Below are 24744 nucleotides of genomic sequence, written 5' to 3' on the forward strand. Positions count from 1 at the left end.
GCCCTACATACGTTTGATTTTCTGATTCTCCGGCAAGGATCGCGCCCTGCGATGAACATACCCAACATATTGACTCTGGCAAGAATCGTTTTCATCCCCCTTCTGGTCGTGCTCTTCTACCTGCCCTACAGCTGGAGCATGCCGCTGGCAGCGGGCCTGTTTGCGCTCGCCTCGATCACCGACTGGCTGGACGGCTATCTGGCGCGGCTCTGGAATCAGTCGACGCCCTTTGGCGCCTTTCTGGATCCGGTGGCGGACAAGCTGATGGTCGCGGTGGCGCTGGCGCTTTTAATCGAGCGCTTCGACACTGCGCTGCTGACGTTGCCCGCGCTGGTCATCATCGGACGTGAGATCGTGATTTCGGCGCTGCGCGAGTGGATGGCGGAAATGGGCAAGCGCGGCATGGTCGCGGTCTCCTGGATTGGCAAGCTCAAGACCACGCTGCAGATGGTGGCGCTTCTGGTTCTGCTTGCCGTCCCCTCCGGCCATGCGCTGGCCATGGTCGGCGTTGCCATTTTGTACGTGGCGGCGGTGCTGACGCTGTGGTCGATGTTTCAGTATCTGCGGGCGGCCTGGCCGCACCTGAGCCGCTCGATGTAGGCATTTGCTGAACGCGCGTTATCTTATTGGTCGCATTGACCATTTCAGCGATTGACAAGCCCGCGTTAGTGCGTATAATTCGCCCTCGAGTCGAGCGGGAATAGCTCAGTGGTAGAGCATCGCCTTGCCAAGGCGAGGGTCGAGAGTTCGAATCTCTTTTCCCGCTCCAAATTGACTCAAAGCGTCGGCAGCAGGATCAGGAGCAAGTCGAGAGCTGGAACGCCAGCCCGGTCGACTCTCTTTTCCCGCTCCAAACGACTTGTAAGGCTGGATGGCAGAGTGGTTATGCAGCGGACTGCAACTCCGTGTACGCCGGTTCGATTCCGACTCCAGCCTCCATATTTTCGATAGCAGCGACCAGATGCCCTCCATCGCCTGCTGCTATACGCCCGGATGGCGAAATCGGTAGACGCAAGAGACTTAAAATCTCTCGGGGGTAACCCCGTGCCGGTTCAAGTCCGGCTCCGGGCACCATCGATTACTCCCCTTTTTCTGAACGTTCCTCAAGCCCTGCTTTCCGTACATCTGTTTCACGGCTTGTTTGCGCAAACTCTCTGCGCAACATCTTCCTGTTTTTCAAAACGTCGACTGACGCCCTTACTGGCGCCCGCGTGAACGCGAGCCGAGCTAGCGACCGGGGCGGTGCAGCAGCCGGCGAAGCGCGCGGTGGTCTTGAGCCGACACGCTATCCGGCCAGAGCCAGAGACGCGCGCCGCCCACGTCCAGCCCCAAAAGCCAAGGGCCGAGATAGTGACAGCGAAGCAAAACGGCGTCATATGGCTCGCCGCACGCTTTTATCCAGCGCGCATAAAGCACCTCATCGAGCGTTTGAATCGATAGCGCGCCCTTGGGCTGGGCGCGGGCGTGTAACGCGACCGCTGCCAACAGTAAAAGCCAAACGGCAAGCACCAGAGGCGGCGGGGCAAACGTCAGACCCACGTCTGCAAGCCCCGATGCCAGCAGCGCGTGGATTATCGGTGGAAATCTAGAGCGTGCGATAGGCACTGTTATCGGTGGTTTCGGCATGCTCGACGATCATCTGAACGAGCCGGCGCAGGTCCGGGTCGGTGGGCCACTCGCGGTGCATCAGCCAGACGAAGAGATCCTGATCCTCCTCCTCGATCAGGCGCTGGTAAACCAGTCGATCCTCTTCACAGAGCGAATCGAAGCGCTTTTCGAGAAAGGGAATCAACAGCAGATCCAGCTCCCACATGCCGCGACGCGAATGCCAGTAAAGCCGTTTACGGAGGATGGCCTCCGGGGAAGTGTCATCGCTCAACGTGGACCTCTATCAAGTCTTGAATGGAAAGCCAGTATACCTGAGCCACAGGGTCGCGCCAGGGGCCGGCTTCGCCTATGCTGTTATTCGACCTAGAACCTTGTTTTAACTAAAGTACCTAGTTTTGACCGAATTGTTTTATCACCCGATGCGCAGTATGCTGAAGTAGATGTTATTGCGGCCGTAAGCGCATACGACCTTTAACGTTTGCAGGGAGCCAACCGATGACCAAATCTGAATTAATCGAACAAATCGCGATGCGTCAACCGGAGCTGTCCGCCAGGGAAGTCGAAACGGCGGTGCGTATCATACTCGACGACATGACCGACGCCCTCTCCAGTGGTGGCCGCGTCGAAATCCGCGGCTTTGGCAGCTTTTCGCTGCACTACCGCGAGCCGCGGGTTGGTCGTAACCCCAAGACCGGCGACCCGGTAGATCTCGAGGGCAAGTACGTCCCCCACTTCAAGCCGGGCAAGGAGCTGCGCGAGCAGGTCGACGCTAGCCGCGCGCTGGGGTATTGAAACAGGGGCGTTCGAGGCGGGCCAATCGCGTTGTCGGGGATGACGCCGCGTCCTGACTCATACACAATAGAGCCCTTCTGCACGTAAAAACTTGCACGTAAACACCAGGAACTTCTCATGCGTTGGATCAAAGGGCTTTTACTAGCCATCGTATTACTCGTGGTGCTGCTGGTCGGTATCCTCTTTGCCGTGAACAACCAGCAGGCGATCGCCCTGAATCTGATCTGGACCGAACTTCCCCCGATTTCGCTGTCGGTATGGCTTCTGGCCACGCTGACGCTGGGCGTCGTGCTGGGGATGCTGGCGATGCTGGGGGTTTACGTTCGGCTGAAAGCCCGCCTGGCTCGTAGCGAGCGACACAGCAAGCACCAGCAAAAAGAACTCGACCGCCTTCGCACCCAGGAGTTCAAGGAACTGGCTTAAATGCAGGATGTCGCGCTGCTCGGCGTGCTTTTCGCCGCCCTGGCCATTGGCTTTGGGCTTGGCGTACGCCATCGCGCCGGCAAGCGTCTCATCCGACCGACGCCCAAAGCGCCGGCGCTGTCGAAAGAGTATTTTGTCGGGCTCAACTATTTGCTCAACGAGCAGCCCGATGAGGCAATCAACACCTTCATCAACGCGCTGGACGTCAATAGCGATACCGTCGAAACGCACATTGCCCTGGGCAAGCTCTTTCGCGCTCGCGGCGAGGCGGACAAGGCCGTCAGCATTCACCAAAACCTGCTCGCTCGCCCCGCCCTTTCGGTCACGACCAACGATCACATCCAGCTCGAGCTCGCCCAGGATTTCATCGCTTTGGGCGTACACGATCGCGCCCAGCGGCTTTTAAAAACGCTGTTGAGTCACACTACCGACGACACCTACCGGCTACACGCCAAGCGCCTGCTGCTCGATTTGCTCGACCGCGAGCGCGAATGGCAGGAAGCGCTGGAGACCGTCGCTCCCATCCTCAAGCAGCAGCCCGTTCTGCGCCGCCCCGCCGCCCACTGGCTGTGCGAGCTTGCCGTCGAGGAAATCAGCGAATCAAGCCGCGCGCTTGCGCGAAAGCATCTAAAAAAAGCGCTGCAGATGGACGAGAACTGCGTGCGTGCAACGCTGCTCTACGCCGAACTCGAAATGGAAAACGGCCACTATCAGCGGGCGATCGACTGGCTCGAGCGCATTCCCCATCAGGATATCGCGCATACCCCCACCATGCTGAGCGCGCTCAAGCGCGCCTACGAGCGCTTGGAGAACTCGGCGGGCTTCGAGGCGCATCTACATAGACTGCTGGAACAGGCGCCGTACACCAGCGTGATCGTGGCGCTGGGCGAACTCGTTCACCGCCGCGACGGCGTCGATAGCGCGATCGAGCGCACCGGCGAGTGGCTGCGCGAAGCGCCGAGTCTGGGCGGGCTCGACTATCTGATCGATCTGTATCTGGAAAGCGAGCGGCTAAACGGCAAGACATCGCCGGATACCCGCCTGCTGCTGTTGAAACACCACACCGGGGCTCTGCTCGAGGGCCGGCCGCGCCAGCGCTGCCGCCACTGCGGCTTTACCAGCGACCATCTGGTGTGGCAGTGCCCCAGCTGCCGGCGCTGGGGCACGATCAAACCGATTACCGGGATCGAGGGCGAGTAGCGCCGGCGATGTCGGCTTCGATCGCCTTGAGCGCCGCCATCGGCTCCTCGGCCTGGGTGACCGGGCGCCCGATCACCATGTGAGTACTGCCTGCGGCCAGCGCCGCGCTCGGGGTCATGACGCGCGACTGGTCATCGAGTGCGGCAGAGCGTGGGCGAATACCTGGCGTCACTTTCAAAAACGCCTTACCGCAGGCGCTTTCGACCGCTGCCGCCTCTTGGGCGGAGCAGACCACCCCGGCCAAACCGCTTTCATGGGTAAGCCTTGCCAGCCGCATCACCTGCTCATCAAGCGCTCCGCTCACGCCGATATCACCAAGCGCCTCGCCACTCATGCTGGTCAGCACGGTCACGGCGATCAGGTGGGTTTTCAGGCCGTTTCGAGAGAGCCGCTCGGCCGCGGTTTCCATCATCGCCTTGCCGCCACTGGCATGCACGTTCACCATCCAAACGCCCTGCTCCGCCGCCGCCTGCACGGCGCTGGCCACGGTGTTGGGAATATCGTGAAACTTGAGATCCAGAAAGATCTCGAAGCCGCGCCCATGAAGCGCCTCGAGCACCGCTGGGCCGCTGCGGGTGAAAAGCTCTTTACCCACTTTCACTCGACAGCGGGCAGGGTCGAGCTGGTCCGCCATGCACAGGGCCTGGTCCAGCGACGGGTAATCGAGGGCGATGATGAGGGGAGAATCGGTTGACACGGGCGCGCTCCTTGTTTGAACCGCGCCATTATACCAGCCTTGCCCCGCGCTTTCGTGTAAGCGATCTCAGGACCGAACCTGAGCATGCGCTTACAAAGGCCGTCGTTTTCAGATGACGGCGGCGTGACACAAGCCTTGCCAGGGTGATCAGTAGTCCCGGCGGCGGGGATCAAACCGGGCGAATGACAGCAAGAATCCATCGTTATCTCAAGGGGGCTTACCATGAAGCGAATGATCAAGGGATTACTGGCAGCGACATTATTGGGCATCGGGGTCAGCGGCGCAGCGCTGGCGCAATCCATGGCGCCGATCAACGTAAACACCGCCGATGAGGAGCTGCTGGCCGAACTGCCCGGTGTCGGCCCCAGCCGCGCGGCGGCCATTATCGAAGAGCGTAGCGCCAACGGCGACTTCGAAAACGCCGATGATCTCACGCGCGTCAGCGGCATCGGGTCCGCCACGGTCGAAGGTATGCAGGATCAGATCACTTTCGACGAGTAGATTTCAGGCGCCCACGCCCCATTTTCAGGGCCGGGGTGTGGGCATAAAAGGCCGCAGAACCGAGGGTTTGGCCGCTCGTTCAAGCGCTTTCCAGACCATCGCCGGGTACGAACACCCGGCCTTCCATCAGTACACGGGCGCTACGGCTCATCAGCGCCCGGTCGATCTGCCAAACGCCCTGCACAAGGCTCGCCTTGGCACCCACGTGCAGCGTGCCGGATGGGTGACCGAAAGTGACCGCCTCGCGCTCGCCGCTGCCAGCGGCCAGGTTCACCAGCGTTCCCTTTATCGCCGCCGCCGAGGCAATCGCTACCGCCGCGGTGCCCATCATGGCGTGGTGGAGCTTGCCCATCGAGAGCGCGCGCACGACCAAATCAATATCTCCCGCCACCACGGACCGGCCGCTCGACGCCGTATAGTCCGAAGGCCGCGCCACGAACGCTACCTTTGGCGTGTGCTGGCGCCCCCCCGCCGCCTCGAGGTTTTCAGCCAGCCCCATTTTAACCGAGGCGTGGGTGCGAATCGCCTCGAACCGGGCAAGCGCCTGGGCGTCACCGTTGATCGCTTCCTGAAGCTCCGTGCCGGTGTAACCGATGTCCTGGGCGTTGACGAATACGGTGGGAATACCGGCATTGATCATCGTCGCCTCGAGCGTACCGATGCCTGGCACCTCGAGGGCGTCCACCACGTTTCCCGTGGGGAAGATCGCCCCTTCGCCGTCGGCGGGGTCGACGAAGGCCACCGGGATTTCGGCGGCGGGAAAGGTCACGCCGTCGAGCTCGAAGTCGCCGGTTTCCTGCACCCGGCCGCCGGTAATCGGTACCCAAGCGATGATCGTTTTTTCGATATTCGACTGCCAGATACGGACCTCGACCACGCCATCGTCGGGAATTCGCCGCGGGTCGATGAGCCCGGCGCGAATCGCGAATGGGCCGACGGCGGCGGACAGGTTGCCACAGTTGCCGCTCCAGTCGACGAAGGGCCGGTCGATGGACACCTGGCCGAACAGATAGTCGACGTCGTGATCCTTTGAGGCGCTTTTCGAGAGAATCACCGCCTTGCTGGTGCTCGATGTCGCCCCGCCCATGCCGTCGATCTGCTTTTCATAGGGGTCGGGGCTGCCCATCAAGCGCAGTAGCAAGCGGTCGCGGGCGGGACCCGGCGCTCTGGCCGCTTTGGGCAGGTCGTCGAGCGCGAAGAAAACGCCCTTGCTGGTGCCGCCGCGCATATAGGTGGCGGGAATCTCGAGCTGGGGACTGATGGTCATGGCGTGCTCCTGAAACGCCCGGCGTGGGGCCGGGCGTGTGTGAAGGGTGACAAACGAGGCCGAATCAGGCTGGCGTCGCCTCCAGAAAATCCTGAGCGAAGCGCTGAAGCACCCCGCCGGCGGCGTAGATAGTGACCTCCTCGGCGGTATCGAGCCGGCAGATCACCGGCACGCGCTCGACGCCGCCGGCGCGGTGGATCAAAAGCGTCAGCGTCGCACCCGGCGCGGTATCCCCTTCCACATCGAACACCTCGGTGCCGTCCAGCGCCAGGGTCTTGCGCGTGGTGCCGGGCTCGAACTGCAGCGGCATCACGCCCATGCCTACCAGATTGGTGCGATGGATGCGCTCGAAGCCTTCGGCGACGATCGCCTCGACTCCGGCCAGCGCCACGCCCTTGGCCGCCCAATCCCGCGAGGAGCCCTGACCGTAGTCGTTGCCGGCGATAATGATCAAGGGCTGTTTGCGCGCCATGTAGGCTTCGATCGCCTCCCACATGCGCACCACCTTGCCTTCGGGTTCCAGACGCGCAAGCGACCCCTGGCGCACGTGGCCGTCATCGTCGAGGGCCATCTCGTTGTAGAGCTTGGGGTTGGCGAAGGTCGCCCGCTGGGCGGTGAGGTGATCGCCCCGGTGGGTGGCGTAGGAGTTGAAGTCCTCCTCCGGCAGGCCCATTTTCAGCAGGTACTCGCCGGCCGCGCTGTCCGGCAAAATGGCGTTGGACGGCGACAGGTGGTCGGTGGTGATGTTGTCCGGCAAAATCGCCAGCGGCCGCATGCCCTTGAGCGCCCGGGCCGCCGCCATGTTCCCCTCCCAATAAGGCGGGCGACGGATATAGGTACTCTGCGGGCGCCAGTCGTAGAGCGGCTCGACCTGAGTACGCTGGCTCTTGTCGAGATCGAACATCGGGATGTAGGTCTGGCGAAACTGCTCAGGTCTAACCGAGGCCTTGACGATGGCGTCGATCTCGCTGTCATCGGGCCAGATATCCTTGAGCGTGATCGGATGGCCGCGATCATCCACGCCCAGCACGTCCTTTTCGATATCGAAGCGGATGGTACCGGCGATGGCGTAGGCCACCACCAACGGCGGCGAAGCCAGAAACGCCTGTTTGGCGTAGGGGTGGATGCGCCCGTCGAAGTTGCGATTGCCCGAGAGCACCGCCGTGGCGTAAAGGTCGCGCTCCTTGATCTCCTGCTGAATTTTCGGATCGAGGGAGCCGGACATGCCGTTGCAGGTCGTGCAGGCGTAGCCCACCACGCCAAAACCGAGCGCCTCGAGTTCATCCATCAGCCCGGCATCCTCGAGATACATCGTCACGGTTTTCGACCCCGGCGCCAGCGACGACTTCACCCAGGGCTTGCGAAGAAGCCCCAGCCGGTTGGCGTTGCGGGCGATCAGCCCCGCCGCCACCATGTTGCGCGGGTTGGAGGTGTTGGTGCAGCTGGTGATCGCGGCGATGATCACCGCGCCGTCGGGCAGCCGGCCGTCGAGCTCGTCCTGCTGCGCGGCCTCGTAATTGATCGCGATGCCGCGGCTGGCGAGTTCCGACGTCGGCAAATGGGCGTGCGGGTTCGACGGCCCGGCCAGCGTGCGTGCCACGTTCGAGAGATCGAAGCGCAGCACCCGTTCGTACTCCGCGGTTTTAAGATCACTGGCCCAAAGCCCCGTGTGCCTGGCGTAGGTTTCCACCAGCGCCACCTGCTCATCGTCGCGCCCGGTGAGCTTGAGATAGTCGATGGTCTGGTCGTCGATATAGAACATCGCCGCACTGGCACCGTACTCCGGCGTCATGTTGGAGATCGTCGCCCGGTCGCCGATGCTGAGCGCGTCCGCGCCTTCGCCAAAGAACTCGAGATAGGCGCCGACCACGCGCTCACGGCGCAAGAATTCGGTGATCGCCAGCACCATGTCGGTACCGGTGACACCCGGGGCTAGTTTGCCCGTCAGCTCCACGCCCACGATATCCGGCAGCCGCATCATCGAGGCGCGCCCAAGCATCACGCTCTCTGCCTCGAGCCCGCCCACGCCCACCGAGATCACGCCGAGCGCGTCGACCATCGGCGTGTGGCTGTCGGTGCCCACGCAGGTATCCGGAAAGGCGACCTTCGCACCGGAATCGATTTGGCGACACTGCACCACCGGCGACATCTTCTCCAGATTGATCTGGTGCATGATGCCGTTGCCCGGCGGAATCACGTCGACGTTCTCGAATGCGAGCTTGGTCCAGTTGATGAAGTGAAAGCGGTCGTCGTTGCGCCGCTCTTCGACGGCGCGGTTCTTCTCGAACGCCTGGTCGTCGTCGCCGTTGTGCTCCACCGCCAGCGAGTGATCGACGATCAGCTGGGTCGGCACCACCGGGTTGACCTGAGCGGGGTCGCCGCCGCGCTCGGCGATGGCGTCCCGTAGCCCGGCGAGATCGACCAGGGCGGTCTGGCCGAGAATGTCGTGGCATACCACCCGCGCCGGGTACCAGGGAAAGTCGAGATCGCGCCGGCGCTCGATGAGCTGGGAAAGCGCATCAACCAGAAGCGCCGGCTCGCAGCGGCGTACCAGCTGCTCGGCGAGTACCCGCGAGGTGTAGGGCAGCGTTTCATAAGCGCCCGGGGCGATCTCTTCGACGGCCTGACGGGCATCGAAGAAGTCGACCGGCTCACCGCCCATTAGCGCGCCGGGCAGCGTCTTGCGGTAGTCGCTATTCATGATGGCCTCCTAGTCGCGCTCTTCGATCGGCACCCACTCGCTCTTTTCGGGGCCAGTGTAGTCGGCGCTCGGGCGAATGATGCGATTGTTGGCGCGCTGTTCGAACACGTGCGCCGCCCAGCCGGTCAGCCGGGACATGACGAAGATCGGCGTGAACAGCTTGGTCGGAATCTCCATGAAGTGGTAGGCGCTGGCGTGGAAGAAGTCCGCGTTGCAAAAGAGCTTCTTCTCGCGCCACATCACCTTTTCACAGCGCTCGGAGACCGCATAGAGCGTGGTGTCGCCCACGTCTTCGGAAAGCTTTTTGGACCACTGTTTGATGATCTCGTTGCGTGGGTCGACCTCGCGGTAGATCGCGTGGCCAAAGCCCATGATCTTCTCCTTGCGCTCGAGCTTGCCGAGCATTTCGCGCTCTGCCTCGTCCGGGGATGTCCAGTCCTGGATCATCGCCATCGCCGCCTCGTTGGCGCCGCCGTGCAGCGGGCCTCTGAGCGAGCCGATCGCCCCGGTCACGCAGGAGTGCATGTCGGAAAGCGTCGAGGCGCAGACCCGCGCGGTAAAGGTCGAGGCGTTGAACTCGTGCTCGGCGTAGAGAATGAGGGATACGTTCATCACCCGGGCGTGCAGCTCGGAGGCCGGCTCGCCGCGCAGCATGTTGAGAAAGTGCCCGCCCACGGAGATATCGTCGGTTTCGGTATTGATGCGCACGCCGTCGTGGCTGAAGCGGTACCAATAGCAGATGATCGAGGGCAGCACGGCGAGCAGCCGGTCGGCGACGTCCTGCTGCTCGTCGAAGCTCTCCTCGGTCTCCAGGTTGCCGAGCATCGAGGTGCCGGTGCGCATCACGTCCATCGGGTGGGCGTCGGCGGGGATCTCTTCGAGCACTGCCTTGAGCGGGCCGGGCAGGCCGCGCAGCCCCTTGAGCTTATCGATGTAGTGGTCGAGCTCGGCCTGATTGGGCAGCTTGCCCTTCAACAGCAAATACGCGACCTCCTCGAATTTGGCTTTCTCGGCCAGCTCCTTGATGTCGAAGCCGCGGTAGGTGAGCCCGGAACCGGTCTTGCCTACGGTGCAAAGCGCGGTACTGCCCGCGCTCTGCCCACGAAGCCCGGCGCCTGCCAGCGGTTGTTTGTCAGCCATGGTGCGTCTCCTCAATGCTTTTTATAAGTACTTTTTTAGGTGCTTTTTTAGGTGCTTTTTGTAAATACTGTCTATCAGTACCGTTTATAAGTGCTGCTTATGGGCGTTTTATAACTGCTTTCTGTCACTGCTTTTACAGGGGCCTTTTTATCGCCGCCTTGTAGAGTGTTTTGCTCAGCGCTCGTTTTGCTCGCTGAACAGCGCGTCGAGCTTCTGCTCGAAATCGTGGTAGTTGAGAAAATCGTAAAGCTCGTCGCGGGTCTGCATGGTATCGACCACCTCACGCTGATGGCCGTTGTCGAGAATGCTCTGGTAGACCTTGAGCGCCGCGGCGTTCATGGCGCGAAACGCCGACAGCGGGTAGAGCACCATGGCACAGCCAGCCTCGCCAAGCTCGGCCTGAGTGAAGAGCGGCGTGGCACCAAACTCGGTGATATTGGCCAGAATCGGCGCGTCCACGCGGGTACAGAACGCGCGGTAGTCGTCGAGGGTGTGCACGGCTTCGGCAAAAATAGCGTCGGCGCCGGCCTCGATGCAGGCGTTGGCGCGCTCGATCGCGGCATCCAACCCCTCTTTCTGGAAGGCGTCGGTGCGCGCGATCATGTAAAAGTCCGGGTCACGCCTGGCATCTGCCGCCGCCTTGATGCGATCGACCATCTCACTCTGCGAGACGATCGCCTTGTTCGGCCGGTGACCGCAGCGCTTTTGGGCCACCTGGTCCTCGATATGCACCGCCGCCACCCCGGCGCGCTCCATTTCCTTCACGGTGCGGGCGATGTTGAACGCGCCACCCCAGCCGGTATCGATATCCACCAGCAGCGGCAGGTCGGTGGCCCCGCAGATGCGGTGGGCATCCTCGACTACATCGTTCATGGTGGTCATGCCCAGATCCGGCAGCCCGAAGGAAGCGTTGGCCACCCCGCCGCCGGAAAGATAGATCGCTTGGTGCCCCACCCGCTCGGCCATGAGCGCGGTGTAGGCGTTGATGGTGCCAAGAATGGGCAGCGGACGCTGATCCTGCAGCGCCTGGCGAAACCGGGCGCCCGGGGTGAGCGAAGAAGGTGCGTGCGTGGACATGATCTCTCCTGTCGATGTTGTTATAAAATGGTTGTTATAAAAAGGGTGTTATAAAAAAGCCGCTATGAATCGGTCTGGCCGTCGGCCAGCATCGCCGCGTAGCGGTCGGCGACGTTTTCGCGGGAGGCGCTGACGTGGCGACGCATCAACAGCTCGGCAAGCTCGGCGTCGCCGGCTTCGATGGCATCGACGATGCGATGATGCTCCACGAAGGCGCGCTGGGGCCGGGCGCCGCTGGCGCTGAACTGGGTGCGGTAGAGGCGCACGAGATAGTAAAGATCGTCGCAGAGCAGGTTCATCAGCATTCTGTTGTGGCTGCCCTGCACGATCAGGTAGTGAAAATCGAGATCGCCTTCGCGCTGATAGTAGGCCTCGCCGCGCTGCAGATCCGACTGACTCTCGTGCACCGCCAACACGTCGCGCAGCCCCTGAATCTCTTTTGGCCCCATATGCTCGGCGGCCAGGCGGGCGGCCATGCTCTCGAGCGCCTCGCGCACGTCGAATAGCTCGATCAGCTCCTTCATCGAGAGCTTGACGACCCGGGCGCCCACGTGTGGCACGCGCTCGATCAGCCGGTGCGCTTCGAGTCGGCGCATCGCTTCTCTCAGCGGCCCGCGAGAGATACCGTAACTCTTGGAGAGCCCGGGCTCGGTGATCTTGCTCCCCGGCGGCAGCTCGCCGCGCACGATGGCACTTTGCAGCTGGTGAAACACCCGCTCGGCCAGGGTGCGCACTTCCGGCGTATCGGGATCGAATGCGCTGTCAACGCGCGGCTTGGGCACTTTGCTAATGGCGGCCATGGCTAATTGTCGACAATAAAGAGAGTTACCGGCACTTTAGCCCGCGACCCACCGAGCGTCAACCGCACTCAAGGCGCGTTTTATGGCACTTTGGTGGGAGAAAACAAAAGTGCTGCTCCGAAATGTCTACAATTCAGGCGAAGAGAAAAACTAAAATGATGAGCACCACGCGTGGAAAATAAGCCGATGCGCGACTGGCCCTCGACGAGCACGCTCACTAGAATAACCGGCCCAACCGCAAGGCACCGAGTCATGAGCGCGTCGTTCACCATTACCGCCCTTCCCTACGCCCAGGACCCACTGGCGCTGTTTGCCCGGCTCAAGCACCGCCCAGGCGCCATCCTGCTCGACAGTGGCCGCCCGGCGGCCAAAAGCGGGCGCTTCGATATTCTGGTCAGTGACCCTATCGCTACGCTCGAGATCGACGCGCGCGGCGCCGTGGCGCTCGACACCGACACGCTTGTACCGCCCAGGGCGCTTCTGGACGACCCTTTCGCGCTCAAGGCCTGGCTACTCGCACAGCTTCCCCCACCCGTCGAGAAAAGCGAGCTTCCCTTTATGGGCGGGCTGATGGGCTACTGGAGCTATGAGTTCGGCCTCGCCCAGCAGGGCATCGAAAGCCGCCACGAGAGCGCCGCGTCGCTCCCCGCGGCGCGGCTGGGGCTCTACGACTGGTGCATCACGCTCGACCATCACGCCGGCCAGGCCTGGCTGGTCGCCTCCCCTGCGCGGCGTGACGAAGTCCTTGAGTGGCTCGACGCGCCCGCGCCCGAACCAGATGACTTCCGGCTGACCGGGGCGTTCGAGGCCGAGCTCGACCAGCGCGCCTACGTCGAGCGCTTCGAGGCGGTACAGCACTACATTCGCGCCGGCGACTGCTACCAGATCAACCTGGCGCAGCGCCTGTCCGCGCCGTTCGAAGGCGATGCGTGGCAGGCCTACCAGCGGCTTCGCCGCGCCACGCCCACGCCGTTTTCCGCCTTCATGGCCTGGAAGGGTCAGGCGGTGCTGTCGCTGTCGCCGGAGCGCTTCATTCAGGTGGCGAGTGGTGAGGTCGAAACCCGCCCGATCAAGGGCACCCGCGCTCGGGGCAAGACACCGGCAGAGGATCAGGCGCTGGCCGAAGCGCTTTTGGCCAGCGTCAAGGATCGCGCCGAGAACGTGATGATTGTGGATCTTTTGCGCAACGACCTGGGACGGGTATGCCGGCCGGGCAGTATTCACGTGCCCAAACTCTGCGCGCTCGAAAGCTACCCCAACGTGCACCATCTGGTCAGCGTGGTACAGGGCACGCTGGCCGAGGATCAGTCGGCGCTATCGCTTCTAGCGGCGGCGTTTCCCGGCGGCTCGATCACCGGCGCGCCCAAGTTTCGCGCCATGCAGATCATCGACGAACTCGAGCCCTGCCAGCGCAGCGTCTACTGCGGAAGCCTTGGCTACGTCGACGTGCGGGGGCATATGGACACCTCGATCGCGATTCGCACCATGGTGGCGGATCAGGGCGCGCTGCACGTCTGGGGCGGCGGTGGGCTGGTAGCAGACTCACAAGCGCAGGAGGAGTACACCGAGACGCTGGATAAAATCTGCCACCTGATCGGTGCGCTGGAATAAGTGACAGGCTTTTTGATTCTGAAAGTAATATAAAAGCCAAACCAAACGGTATTGGGGCGCGCGCTATCTCCTTTGGTAGCCTAGCGTTCGACGTTTCGCTCAAAGCGCAGGAGGCCGCATGTCGTCAACACTGGAAGCCATGAATCGCGATCACGCCAATGCCCCCCACGTCCTGATCGAATGGGCATTGAAACAGGGCGAGCGCCCGATCTGCACGACCAACTTTCGCCCCTTCGAGGCGGTCATTCTGCACATGGCGACTCAGGTGCGCCCGGACATCCCGATCGTCTGGATGGACAGCGGTTACAATACCGAGGCGACCTACCGCGTTGCCAACGAGATCATCGAGCGGCTGAATCTGAATATCGTCAGCTTTTTGCCCAAGCGCACCCGCGCCCACCGCGAAGCGCTTGAGGGCCCCGTGCCGGGTATCGACGACCCGCGCCACGACGCCTTCACTCAGGAAGTCAAAATCGAGCCGTTCGAGCGCGCGCTCAAGGAGATGCGCCCGGACGTCTGGCTGACCGCGCTGCGCGCCGAGGACACGCCGGAGCGCGCCAAAATGCAGCCGCTGAGCCAAAACGCCGACGGCCTTTTGAAAGTGGCGCCGCTTCTGCACTGGAGCGCAAAGGACATGTACGAGTACCTGCAGGCGCATGATCTTCCCAACAACTTCGACTACTTCGACCCCACCAAGGTGGAAGAGAAGCGCGAGTGCGGCCTGCACCTGCAGCACTAGGCGCTGGATAGCCCGCTTCTACCAAAAAAGGCGCCGCTTAGCGGCGCCTTTTCGTTGGCGTGTACGGGGTGAGCGTGAATAAACTCAGTACTCGGGCAGCTCGACGCCCTCGAACAGCCCCTGCTCCTGACGCGGGCCGATGTTGAGCGCTTCATCGACGCGCTCGCGCGTCAGGTGCGGGGCGAAACGGGCGAGAAAATCGTACATGTAGCCGCGCATGAAGGTGCCGCGGCGAATGCCGATTTTGGTGGTGGAGCTTGCAAACAGGTGGCCGGCCTCCAGCGCGACCAGGTCGCTATCCAGCGCCTCATCGACCGCCATATGGGCGACGATCCCTACGCCCATGCCAAGGCGCACGTAGGTCTTGATCACGTCGGCATCGGCGGCGGTGAGTACCACGTTAGGCGTAAGCCCCCGGGCCTTGAACGCGTCGTCGAGCTGCGAGCGGCCGGTAAAGCCGAACACGTAGGTGACCAGCGGGTGCTCGGCAAGCGCCTCCAGGGTCAACGGCCCATCGAGCTCAGCGAGCGGGTGGCCCTTGGGCACCAGCACGCAGCGGTTCCAGCGGTAGCAGGGCAGCAAAATCAGATCGGTAAAAAGCTCCAGCGACTCGGTGGCGATAGCGAAATCCGCCTGGCCTTCGCTGACCATCTGGGCGATCTGCTTGGGCGTGCCCTGCTGCATGTGCAGCGCCACTTCCGGATATTTTTGGGTGAAGGCGCTTATCACGGGCGGCAGCGCATAGCGCGCTTGGGTGTGCGTGGTGGCGATCGCCAAACTCCCACGGCGTTCGTCGCTGTGCTCCTGGGCCACCTGCTTGATGTTGTCGGTAAGCTTAAGCACCTGGCCTGCCAGCTCGATGATCGACTCCCCCGCCGGCGTTACACGGGTGAGGTGCTTGCCGCTTCGAGCAAAAATTTCCACGCCCAGCTCGTCTTCCAGAAGGCGGATCTGTTTGGAGATGCCGGGCTGAGACGTAAAAAGGCTTTGAGCCGTGGCCGAGACGTTGAGATTGTGCCGGTTCACTTCCCAGATATAGCGAAGTTGCTGTAGCTTCATGTGATCTACCTTGCGTCCCGAAGAAGCCGCTCAAAGCGCCTCTTCTGCCATACGTTCGCGCGCGGCGACCCAAAGCGGGCCAAACCGCTAAACGCATAAATTTGAATAAAAAATACTCCCTTAATTCCCTTATAGTATAAGAAATATGAAAGCCTGGCACCCTATAATTTAATCGCCCCAGGCGGTCAGAGCCGGGTGAAAGTTGCCAGTTTAGGCGGCGGGCGCTACCATCGTGGCACCTGGCGCGATAAACATGCGCTATTCTATCGCGTAATAGCCGTTGCTCAGTGAAGGCAACGAATCGTAAGAGCAACGTAATCAGGAGATGTAAATGGCTACCAATGTAGATGTCACCAACGCCAATTTCGAACAGGAAGTCCTCAACGCCGAGCAGCCGGTGCTGCTGAAGTTTTGGGCCCCCTGGTGCGGCCCGTGCAAGGTCATGGCACCGGTGGTCGACGAAGTAGCTTCCGAGCGCGGCGACGGCCTGAAAGTGGTCAGCGTCAACGTTGACGACGCCCCGGAGATCGCCGCTGAACAGGGCGTTCGCGGCGTCCCCACCGTCATGCTGTTCAAGTCCGGCACCAAGGTCGCTTCACTGGTCGGCGCGCAGTCCAAATCCCAGCTGACGCAGTTCATCGACCAGAACGCATAAGTCTCAATGCCCAGCGTCTGGCGCTGACAAGGCGCCTAAACGACACGGGGCTACCGCTTTCGCGGTAGCCCCGTGTTGCGTTTGGGCCCTGCTGTTCATCCGGTTATTCGCTGGTTTCCGGTTTCTTGATTAAAGGCTCCGGGTCCGGCTTTTTGCGCCGCCAGGGCGCCTTACTGGGATCGCCACCGTGATTGACGCTTCGCCGCAGCTGGCGCGTACCCGGCCCCAGAAGATGGGCAATCCAGCGCGTCTGCGGGTGGCTGTCGAGCGCGATCTTGAGCGTCATGGTCAACACCACCGACAACAGCATCCCCGCCGCACCGAAGATCCAGCCCCATACCACCAGCGACAAAAACGCCACGAAGGTGGAAAGTCCCAGCGCCTGTCCCATGACTCGCGGTTCGATCAAATTCCCCATGACGAAGTTGATCACCAGATACGCCGAGGCCAGCATCAACGCCTGCAGCACGCCCCCATCCTGAGCGACGAGCAGCAGCAATACCGGCGGCACCGCCGCCAACGCCGAGCCGATGTTGGGAATGAAGTTGAGCGCAAAGGCAAGTACGCCCCAGAGTAGCGGAAACTCGACCCCGATCATCAAGCACGAAAGCCACACCAGCACGCCGGTCGCCAGGCTGATCACGGTCTTGATCGCCAGATAACGCTTCAACGTGGCGCTGAATTCGGCAAAGCGCTTGAGGCTCGGGGCCGGATTCTCCAGCGCCCGAGCCACCTTGGAGCGAAAGTTGAGCGTCTCGAACAGCATGAACATGACCAGCAGCGACACGACACTGCCCTGCATCATGATCGCCCCGACTTCGCTGACCAGCACTGCCACCCAGGAGCCATCGTCCTCCATCGCCAAGGCACTGCTCAGCTGATCCGGGTCGATGGCCACGCCGCGAGCGGAGAGCGTATTGAGCATACTCCAGTAGTGCTCGTAGAGACGCGCCTCGATATCCGGCAGCGCGTCGATGAAGGTGCTGAAGCTATTGACCACCAGCACGCCGAGCAGCAAAAAGAAGGCGGCCAGCACCACCAGCGTGATCAACGCCGCCATGCGCATACCGACACCGTGGCGGTGCAGCCAATGCACCGGCGAGGTACACACCACGGCGATGAAAATGGCCAGCAGCAGCGGTACCAGTAGATCCGAGCCAAGCTTCATCCCCGTGACGATGACCACCAGCGCCGCGATCGCCAGCGTCGCGTTCAAGGGGATGCTGCGATAATCCTTATCCGACAACTTCTGCATGGCCCATTCCTTGAGATTGATCCTTACATAATGGCTGCTCGCCGCTCAATTAACAAACGGTGCATATAATAAGCAACTGTTTTACGACTACGCTTGATAAGTGAACTTATTGCCGGCGTGATCTTCCAAGTCGTGTTCGCTTAGAGCCCTTCCCGGATCACTTCGACGGACGCTTTCGTCCAGCGCTTTTACAAGGAATCGTTTTATGACTTTAAACCCGTACGCTCGCTCGATGATGAAACTTCGCACTCACGTAGCCGGCACGGCCCTGGCCGCCCTGCTCTGCGCCGGTGCCGCCCAGGCCTCGACAATGCCGACGCAGCCCCCCGGGCTTAGCGTTCAGGCCCAGTCCTTCGTCGAAGTCGAACCGGACAAGGCGAGCCTCTCGGCCAGGCTTTGGGAAAACACCCCCGCCGTGTCATCGCTCGACGATAGCGAACAGGGCGCACTTGGCGAGGCCCGCCAGCGCCTGGAAGAGCGCTCGCGCCAGCTGATCGAGACGATGGAAGAGGCCGGGCTGAGTGAGCGCGCCATTAGCGCAGGCTCGCTCAACGTCTATCAGGAGCAAATGAACCAGCCCCAGGGCCAGGGTGGCGAACAGGAGATGATGGTGCGCACGCGGGTCGAGCGCCCCTTCGATATCGAGCTCTCAGACATCGACCGGCTCAACGACGTGCTGGACGCGCTGGTCGATGCCGGCGTCAACGCGCTGGACGGTGTCCAGTTCGATCTCAAGGACCGCGAAGCGGCGACCGACGAGGCGCTGGTGATGGCGCTCGAGAAAGCGCAGCGCAAGGCGGAGCTCATGGCCCAAACCCTGGGCGCCGAGCTCGGCGACGTGCAGCATATCGCCGAAACCCAGGCCCCGGTGTTCCAGCCGCGCATGATGGCGATGCGCGCTGAAAGCGCCCCGAGCGGCGCCAGCGATGAATCCAACGCCGAGTACCGCCCCGGCATCATTCGCATCGATGCCGGTGTCAACGTCGAGTGGGCGCTCGCCGGCCAGAACGACGGCGAGCGCGGTGACGAGCGTGGTGCTAGAGAGCGAGACGCTCGAGACCACCAAGATACGGACGCAGCGGCTCAGGAATAACGACCGAGCCATCCGCCTGCTGGTGATTCTCCAGAACCGCCAGCAGGCAGCGCCCCACTGCCAGCCCCGAGCCGTTCAGGGTGTGAAGCAGCTGGGGCTTTTTCGTGTCCGGCTTGCGGTAGCGCGCCTGCATGCGACGCGCCTGAAAATCCTCGCAGTTGGACACCGACGAGATCTCGCGGAAGGTTTCCTGGCTTGGTAGCCACACTTCCAGGTCATAGGTTTTCGCCGCGCCAAAGCCCATGTCGCCGGTGCACAGCGTTACCACGCGATACGGTAGCTCCAGCGCCTGAAGGATCGCCTCGGCGTGGCCGCGCATCTCCTCCAGTGCCTCGTAGCTCTTCTCCGGCTCGACGATCTGCACCATCTCGACCTTGTCGAACTGGTGCTGGCGAATCATGCCGCGGGTATCGCGCCCGTAGGCACCTGCCTCGCTACGAAAACACGGCGTGTGCGCGGTCAGCTTCATGGGAAGCTGGGCCTGTTCGACGATCTCGTCACGCACGAAGTTGGTCAGCGGCACTTCCGAGGTGGGAATCAGGTGGTACTCGCGCTCGTCGTCGAGCTTGAACAGGTCCTCGCCGAATTTCGGCAGCTGCCCGGTGCCCATCAGCGAGTCCCGGTTGACCATGTAGGGTACGTAGCACTCTTCGTAGCCGTGGGACAGCGTCTGGGTGTCCAGCATGAACTGGGCCAGCGCCCGGTGCAGGCGCGCAATCGGCCCACGCATGACGGCAAAGCGCGCGCCGGTGAGTTTTGATGCGAGTTCGAAATCGAGATAGCCGGATTTCTTGCCCAGATCGACGTGGTCGAGCACCTCGAAATCGAAGGTTCGCGGCGTACCCCAGCGGTGCAGCTCGACGTTGTCGTCTTCGCTTTTGCCTTCGGGCACGCTTTCGTGGGGCACGTTGGGAATGCCGCTGACCGCATCGTCCCACTCGGCCTGCACCGCGGCGAGCTCCTCCTTCGCGGCGTCGAGACGACCACCCAGATCGTCGACTTCGCTCAGAAGCGGCTGGATATCCTCACCCTGAGCCTTGGCCTTGCCGATCGCCTTCGATCGCGTATTACGCTCGTTTTGCAGCTGCTCGGTCCGGGTCTGCAGCTCGCGGCGGCGCGACTCGAGCGCCTCGAGACCCGACGTGTCCAGTGCATAGCCGCGCTTGGCAAGCTGTGATGCCAGCGCATCCAGGTCGGTACGCAGCAGTTTCGGATCGAGCATGAAGACTCCTTGGCCTAAATCGGTTGAACACGGCGCACGCCGCCGGTGATAAAGCGCCCTATTGTAGGCAAAAGCGCGGCAAGGGGCTACGCCAAGCCCGCCTTGCGAAGGCCAGCATTGAGATCCAACCCATTTATCGGCAATCTGAGGCATCGATTCCCCTTAAAGGCACCGCGCTCATGTCGACCGCTTTTGATCAGACCCTGCAGGCCATCGATGCGCTTCACGGCGAAGACCCTCGCCACGTTGAGGCGCCCGGCGGTGAATCGACGCCGCAGGAGCTCGCCTACGCCGAGCGCATGACCCATTGGCTGTTCGCGCTCGAAAGTGCGCCGGCTGAGCTATTGCAGCTGGCGGTGCGCGCTCAGCATCTGCAGCGTTGGAAAGTGCCGCGCAGCGACTATCCCGAGGGGCGGGTCGGCTATTTGACCTGGCGGCGCGATCAGGGCCTTCGCGCCGGCGAAACCGTTGCCGAGATCATGACCAGGGTCGGCTTCGATGATGAAGACGCCAAACGGGTCGCGGATATGATCGCCAAGAAGGGGCTGGGGCGCGACCCCAACGTGCAGACGCTGGAGGACTGCGCCTGCCTGGTGTTTCTGGAGAACCACTTCGCGGCGTTTGCCACCAAAATCGAGCACGACCACATGGTGCGCATCGTGCAGAAAACCTGGCGCAAGATGTCCGAGCAAGCCCACACGCTTGCGCTATCACTGCCCATGACGCCGGGCAGCGCCGCGATCGTCGAACAAGCTCTGGCAGCGCCGTAACGCGTCGAAGATGCACGCGCGGCCGGGCTCCGGTAAAGTAGAGCGCCTCTTCTATTCGCTGCAATGACGGCTCGACCGACCATGATAGCTTCGCTTGATTCGCGCAAGATCCCGTTTTCCGGCCTGGGCGAGCGCTACATGCGCTTTTTGCAGGCACTCAAGGCGCGTGGCTTCGAGGGCGAGATCGCCCCGGACCACGCCAGCCGCACGGTGCTTGCCACCGACAACTCCATCTACCAGCGCCAGCCCCAGGCGGCGGTGTTCCCGCGTCACGCCGAGGATCTGGAGCGCCTTGCCCGGCTCGCCGTCGAGCTGCCCTACCGCGATATCGTGCTCACCCCGCGCGGCGGCGGCACCGGCACCAACGGGCAGTCGCTGACCGATGGCCTGGTGGTGGACGTCTCGCGCCACATGAACCGGATTCTCGAGATCGACGCGGATAACCGCCGCGTGCGCGTTCAGGCCGGCGTGGTGAAGGATCAATTGAACGCCGCGCTCAAGCCTTACGGGCTTTTCTTCGCCCCGGAGCTTTCGACCTCGAACCGCGCCACCATCGGCGGCATGATCGCCACCGATGCCAGCGGCCAGGGCAGCTGCGTCTACGGCAAGACCCGCGATCACGTACTCGAGCTCGATACCGTACTGCTCGGCGGCGCCCATCTGCACAGCCGAGCGCTCGACGCCGAGGAAGAAGCAAAGGCGCTCGAGGAGCCCGGGGCGCTCGGGCGCGTTCACCGCGTCGCGGCCAGCATCATCGATGAGCAGCGCGCGCTGATCGAGGCGACCTTTCCGCCGCTCAACCGCTGCCTGACCGGTTATGATCTAGCGCACCTGCGCGATGATCAGGGCCGGCTGAACCTCAACAGCCTACTGTGTGGCGGCGAAGGCTCGCTTGGCTTGGTCAGTGAAGCGGTGCTCAACGTGCTGCCGATCCCCAAACACTCGACGCTGATCAACGTGCGCTACCCGGGCTTCATGGAGGCGCTGCGCGACGCCAAGGCGCTGATGGCCAGCGCCCAGCCGACCTCGATCGAAACCATCGACGATACGGTGCTCAAGCTCGCCATGGAGGATTTCGTCTGGGACGGCGTGGCCGCGTTCTTCCCGGAAAGCGACCCGCCTACCGGCGGTATCAACCTGGTCGAGTTCAGCGGCGACGACGAGGCCGCACTCGCCGAGCGGGTGGCGGCGTTCACCGAGCATCTCGGTCGTGACGCCACCGTTACGCGGCTGGGCTATACCGAGGCGCGCGGCCGCGAGCAGATCAGTACGGTTTACGGCATGCGCAAGCGCTCGGTGGGCCTTCTGGGCAACGTGCAGGGCGAGAAGCGCCCATTGCCGTTCGTGGAGGACACGGCGGTGCCGCCGGAGCACCTGGCGGACTACATCAGTGAATTTCGCGCGCTGCTCGATGCCCGCGGGCTCGACTACGGCATGTTCGGCCACGTCGATGCCGGCGTGCTCCACGTGCGCCCGGCGCTGGACATGAAGGACCCGGCCCAACAGGCGCTGATTCGCGAGATTTCCGACGAGCTCGCCGCGCTCACGCAGAAGTACGGCGGGCTTTTCTGGGGCGAGCACGGCAAGGGCATTCGCTCGGAGTACTCGCCCAAGTTCTTTGGCAAACTCTACCCGAGCCTGCAGCGCGTCAAGGCGGCGTTCGACCCCCACAACCAGCTGAACCCGGGCAAGATCGCTACACCTGCCAGCGACGACCAGGCGCCTTCGACGCTGATCGCCGTCGAGCGCGACCCGGTCGAGCGCGACCCGGTCGTCCGCGACCCGGTCGTCCGCGACCCGGGGCTATTGACCATCGACGGCGTGACCCTTCGCGGCGAGCTCGACCGTACCATCGACGAGCGCGCCTGGCAGGCGTATGACGCTGCGGTCTACTGCAACGGCAACGGCGCCTGCTACAACTATGACGTCGACGACCCGATGTGCCCCTCCTGGAAAGCGACGCGCGATCGTATCCACTCCCCCAAGGGCCGGGCGAGCCTGGTGCGCGAGTGGCTGCGCCTGCAGTCCAACGCCGGCATCGATGTGGTCGAGGAATCGCGCAGGAAAAAGGCCGAAACGGGCTTTGGCTTTGTTAAAAGCCTGCCCAAACGGATCAGCAACACGCTCAGCCGCGAGCAGCATCACGATTTTTCCCATCAGGTGTACGACGCCATGGCCGGGTGCCTGTCGTGCAAGTCCTGCGCCGGCCAGTGCCCGGTGAAGGTGAACGTGCCGCAGTTTCGTTCGCAGTTTCTGGAGGTGTATCACGGGCGCTACCTGCGCCCGGTGCGCGACTACGTGATCGGCGCCACCGAGTGGACGCTGCCCTGGCTTGCCAAAATGGCGCCGCTCTACAACGCTGCGATCCAGAAACCCTGGATGGAGCGTTTGATGCGCCGGTCGATCGGCATGAGCGACTCGCCGACGCTATCGCGCGCCAGCGTGAAAAAGCAGCTGCGTGCCTGGGGAGTGGCCGAGGCCACCCCGACCTCGCTTGCGCTTCTGACCGAGCGCCAGCGGGCGAAAAGCGTGATTCTGGTGCAGGACGCCTTCACCACCCACATGGAAGCGGACCTGGTGCTGGATGTGGTAGAGCTTCTGCACCGCCTGGACGTGCGCGTGTTCGTGCTGCCGTTTGCAGCCAACGGCAAGCCGCTGCAGGTGCAGGGCTTTCTCGGCGCCTTTGAGCGCACCGCCGAGAAACAGGCCAAACGCCTGCGCGCGCTGGTCGAATTCTCGATCCCCTTCGTCGGCATCGACCCGGCCATGACGCTGACCTACCGCCAGGAGTACGTGAAGGCGCTCGGCCGTGAGGCCGTGCCCGACGTGCTGATGCTGCAGGAGTGGCTGGTAACCCGGACCCAAGCGCTGGCCTCGTTCAAGGGGCGGCTGGCGGACCCGGGCTACCGGCTCTTGTCCCACTGCACCGAAAAAACCAACGCGCCGGGCAGCCCGAAAGCCTGGCAGCAGGTGTTCGCCGCCTTTGGCCTCGAGCTCGAGCTTCTGGCCACCGGCTGTTGCGGCATGTCCGGCACCTACGGCCACGAAACCCGCAACGTCGCCACCTCGAAGGTCATCTACGCTCAGTCCTGGCAGCCCCAGGTCGAGGCCACGGAGAACGCCGACCGGCTGTTGGCCACCGGCTATTCGTGTCGCAGCCAGGTCAAGCGCTACTCGGAACGTACGCTCGCGCACCCGCTGCAGGCGCTGCTGCGCTGCCTGAAAGCCGCCGCGCCGGCGTAGCGCCTTGCAAAGCGAAAAAGCCCCGAGCGCGATCGCCCGGGGCTTTTTTATTCCTGCGCTGACCAGTGCCAGGCAAGCAAAACGGCGCTAGAAGAAGAGCGCGCCGAGCGCCTGGCCCGGGTCATCCTTGCGCATGAATGCCTCGCCCACCAGAAAGCCGTTTACCTGGTGATCGCGCATCCGGGTGACATCGTCGCGGGTCAGAATGCCGGACTCGGTGATCACCGTGACGTCCTCGGGAATACGCGGCAATAATTCGATGGTCGTGTCGAGGTCGGTCTCGAAGGTGTGCAGGTCGCGGTTGTTGATGCCGACCAGCTTCAACTCCAGCGCCAGCGCCCGCTCGAGCTCCTGGCCATCGTGCACCTCGACCAGCACGTCCATGCCCAGATCCGTCGCCTGACGGTGCAGGGTTGCCAGGGTTTTGTCATCCAGGGCGGCGGCGATCAGCAGAATACAGTCAGCGCCGATCGCCCGGGCCTCGGTGACCTGATAGCCGTGAGTGATGAAGTCCTTGCGGATGACCGGAAGCGTACAGGCGTTTCTCGCGGCGATCAGGTCGTCCTCGTGGCCCTGAAAGAAGTCCGCATCGGTGAGCACCGACAGACACGCCGCGCCTCCGGCCTCGTAGCTTTCGGCGATGGCCGCCGGGTCGAACGCTTCGCGGATCACCCCGCGCGAGGGCGAGGCTTTTTTCACCTCGGCGATGATCGCCGGATCCCCCGCGGCGATGCGTCGGTTGAGGGCGTCGATGAAGCCGCGCGGCGCGCTCTGCTTCCGGGCAAGCGCGAGCAGGTCGTCTTCAGAAACCGCCTGACGGCGGGTGGCGACTTCTTCATCCTTGCGCGCGAGAATGCGCGTCAGAATGGTGGGCGTTGAGGAGCTGGACAT

The 24744-nt window shown here is 62.8% G+C and carries 23 protein-coding genes and 3 tRNA genes; 14 read left to right on the top strand and 12 right to left on the bottom strand.

What is annotated here, in order from left to right; translation table 11 throughout:
- Window positions 1-51 precede the first annotated feature (51 nt).
- The 4 genes from pgsA (at window position 52) to RN347_RS11015 (ending at window position 1074) form a co-directional block, all read left to right on the top strand.
- On the top strand, window positions 52-600 hold the full coding sequence (gene pgsA, locus RN347_RS11000) for a CDP-diacylglycerol--glycerol-3-phosphate 3-phosphatidyltransferase (protein WP_263586750.1): 549 nt from the start codon (window positions 52-54) through the stop codon (window positions 598-600).
- A 94-nt stretch (window positions 601-694) separates the two neighbouring features.
- Window positions 695-769: transfer RNA gene (locus RN347_RS11005), tRNA-Gly, on the top strand.
- Between the two features lie 96 nt (window positions 770-865).
- Window positions 866-939: transfer RNA gene (locus tag RN347_RS11010), tRNA-Cys, on the top strand.
- Between the two features lie 48 nt (window positions 940-987).
- Window positions 988-1074 (top strand) — tRNA-Leu (locus RN347_RS11015).
- Window positions 1075-1227: 153 nt separating this feature from the next.
- Here RN347_RS11015 and RN347_RS11020 read toward each other — a convergent pair.
- Window positions 1228-1539 carry a hypothetical protein gene (locus tag RN347_RS11020; protein ID WP_311958255.1) on the bottom strand — a complete coding sequence of 104 codons (312 nt, stop codon included), beginning with the start codon at window positions 1537-1539 and terminating at the stop codon, window positions 1228-1230.
- A gap of 46 nt (window positions 1540-1585) precedes the next feature.
- On the bottom strand, window positions 1586-1879 hold the full coding sequence (locus RN347_RS11025; RefSeq protein WP_263586748.1) for a succinate dehydrogenase assembly factor 2: 294 nt from the start codon (window positions 1877-1879) through the stop codon (window positions 1586-1588).
- Window positions 1880-2103: 224 nt separating this feature from the next.
- Here RN347_RS11025 and RN347_RS11030 point away from each other — a divergent pair, with 224 nt between their 5' ends.
- The 3 genes from RN347_RS11030 (at window position 2104) to lapB (ending at window position 4023) form a co-directional block, all read left to right on the top strand.
- Window positions 2104-2400 carry an integration host factor subunit beta gene (locus RN347_RS11030; protein WP_252109016.1) on the top strand — a complete coding sequence of 99 codons (297 nt, stop codon included), beginning with the start codon at window positions 2104-2106 and terminating at the stop codon, window positions 2398-2400.
- Window positions 2401-2517: 117 nt separating this feature from the next.
- Window positions 2518-2823 (top strand): lipopolysaccharide assembly protein LapA domain-containing protein, encoded by a 306-nt coding sequence (locus RN347_RS11035; RefSeq protein ID WP_252109017.1) that lies wholly within the window; start codon window positions 2518-2520, stop codon window positions 2821-2823.
- Window positions 2824-4023, top strand: coding sequence for a lipopolysaccharide assembly protein LapB (gene lapB / locus RN347_RS11040; protein ID WP_263586746.1), 1200 nt, complete (start codon window positions 2824-2826; stop codon window positions 4021-4023). It abuts the gene before it with no gap.
- Here the strand turns inward: lapB and pyrF are convergent.
- Entirely contained in the window at window positions 4001-4720 is a 720-nt protein-coding gene (pyrF, locus tag RN347_RS11045; protein ID WP_263586745.1) for an orotidine-5'-phosphate decarboxylase, read from the bottom strand. The genes lapB and pyrF overlap by 23 nt on opposite strands.
- 222 nt (window positions 4721-4942) lie before the next feature.
- Here pyrF and RN347_RS11050 point away from each other — a divergent pair, with 222 nt between their 5' ends.
- The gene (locus RN347_RS11050) at window positions 4943-5221 is read left to right on the top strand and encodes a ComEA family DNA-binding protein (protein WP_311958256.1); all 279 of its coding nucleotides are present in this window, start codon (window positions 4943-4945) and stop codon (window positions 5219-5221) included.
- A 79-nt stretch (window positions 5222-5300) separates the two neighbouring features.
- Here RN347_RS11050 and prpF read toward each other — a convergent pair whose 3' ends face one another.
- The 5 genes from prpF to RN347_RS11075 form a co-directional block, all read right to left on the bottom strand.
- Entirely contained in the window at window positions 5301-6488 is a 1188-nt protein-coding gene (gene prpF, locus RN347_RS11055; protein WP_311958257.1) for a 2-methylaconitate cis-trans isomerase PrpF, read from the bottom strand.
- A 64-nt stretch (window positions 6489-6552) separates the two neighbouring features.
- Window positions 6553-9189, bottom strand: coding sequence for a Fe/S-dependent 2-methylisocitrate dehydratase AcnD (gene acnD / locus RN347_RS11060; RefSeq protein ID WP_311958258.1), 2637 nt, complete (start codon window positions 9187-9189; stop codon window positions 6553-6555).
- Between the two features lie 9 nt (window positions 9190-9198).
- Window positions 9199-10329, bottom strand: a complete 1131-nt coding sequence (gene prpC / locus RN347_RS11065; protein WP_311958259.1) for a 2-methylcitrate synthase — start codon at window positions 10327-10329, stop codon at window positions 9199-9201.
- A 174-nt stretch (window positions 10330-10503) separates the two neighbouring features.
- Complete coding sequence (gene prpB, locus RN347_RS11070) at window positions 10504-11406, bottom strand: methylisocitrate lyase (protein WP_311958260.1); 903 nt, start codon at window positions 11404-11406, stop codon at window positions 10504-10506.
- A 62-nt stretch (window positions 11407-11468) separates the two neighbouring features.
- Entirely contained in the window at window positions 11469-12206 is a 738-nt protein-coding gene (locus RN347_RS11075) for a GntR family transcriptional regulator (protein WP_311958261.1), read from the bottom strand.
- A gap of 252 nt (window positions 12207-12458) precedes the next feature.
- Between RN347_RS11075 and pabB the strand changes: the two genes are divergently transcribed.
- Entirely contained in the window at window positions 12459-13817 is a 1359-nt protein-coding gene (pabB, locus tag RN347_RS11080; protein ID WP_311958262.1) for an aminodeoxychorismate synthase component I, read from the top strand.
- A gap of 118 nt (window positions 13818-13935) precedes the next feature.
- A complete protein-coding gene (locus RN347_RS11085) occupies window positions 13936-14556 on the top strand; it encodes a phosphoadenosine phosphosulfate reductase family protein (RefSeq protein ID WP_311958263.1) in 621 nt (206 codons plus the stop codon).
- A gap of 84 nt (window positions 14557-14640) precedes the next feature.
- Here the strand turns inward: RN347_RS11085 and cysB are convergent, their stop codons facing one another.
- On the bottom strand, window positions 14641-15615 hold the full coding sequence (cysB, locus tag RN347_RS11090) for an HTH-type transcriptional regulator CysB (protein WP_263586736.1): 975 nt from the start codon (window positions 15613-15615) through the stop codon (window positions 14641-14643).
- Between the two features lie 331 nt (window positions 15616-15946).
- Between cysB and trxA the strand changes: the two genes are divergently transcribed.
- Window positions 15947-16270: a thioredoxin gene (gene trxA, locus RN347_RS11095; RefSeq protein ID WP_252109029.1), complete on the top strand. Its 324-nt coding sequence runs from the start codon at window positions 15947-15949 to the stop codon at window positions 16268-16270.
- 103 nt (window positions 16271-16373) lie between these two features.
- On the opposite strand, the gene RN347_RS11100 is transcribed toward trxA, so the two are convergent.
- On the bottom strand, window positions 16374-17525 hold the full coding sequence (locus RN347_RS11100; protein ID WP_311958264.1) for an AI-2E family transporter: 1152 nt from the start codon (window positions 17523-17525) through the stop codon (window positions 16374-16376).
- Window positions 17526-17730: 205 nt separating this feature from the next.
- On the opposite strand from RN347_RS11100, the gene RN347_RS11105 reads away from it, so the two are divergent.
- Complete coding sequence (locus tag RN347_RS11105) at window positions 17731-18618, top strand: SIMPL domain-containing protein (RefSeq protein ID WP_311958265.1); 888 nt, start codon at window positions 17731-17733, stop codon at window positions 18616-18618.
- Here RN347_RS11105 and serS read toward each other — a convergent pair.
- Complete coding sequence (gene serS, locus RN347_RS11110; protein ID WP_263586733.1) at window positions 18563-19840, bottom strand: serine--tRNA ligase; 1278 nt, start codon at window positions 19838-19840, stop codon at window positions 18563-18565. The two genes, RN347_RS11105 and serS, sit on opposite strands and share 56 nt — an antisense overlap.
- 179 nt (window positions 19841-20019) lie before the next feature.
- Between serS and RN347_RS11115 the strand changes: the two genes are divergently transcribed.
- Window positions 20020-20610, top strand: a complete 591-nt coding sequence (locus RN347_RS11115; RefSeq protein ID WP_311958266.1) for a DUF4202 domain-containing protein — start codon at window positions 20020-20022, stop codon at window positions 20608-20610.
- A gap of 81 nt (window positions 20611-20691) precedes the next feature.
- Window positions 20692-23853, top strand: coding sequence for an FAD-binding and (Fe-S)-binding domain-containing protein (locus RN347_RS11120; protein ID WP_311958267.1), 3162 nt, complete (start codon window positions 20692-20694; stop codon window positions 23851-23853).
- 87 nt (window positions 23854-23940) lie between these two features.
- Here RN347_RS11120 and trpC read toward each other — a convergent pair whose 3' ends face one another.
- Window positions 23941-24744, bottom strand: coding sequence for an indole-3-glycerol phosphate synthase TrpC (gene trpC, locus RN347_RS11125; protein ID WP_263586730.1), 804 nt, complete (start codon window positions 24742-24744; stop codon window positions 23941-23943).

This window comes from Halomonas sp. PAMB 3264, from assembly GCF_031954245.1.
Taxonomy (GTDB): Bacteria; Pseudomonadota; Gammaproteobacteria; order Pseudomonadales; family Halomonadaceae; genus Vreelandella.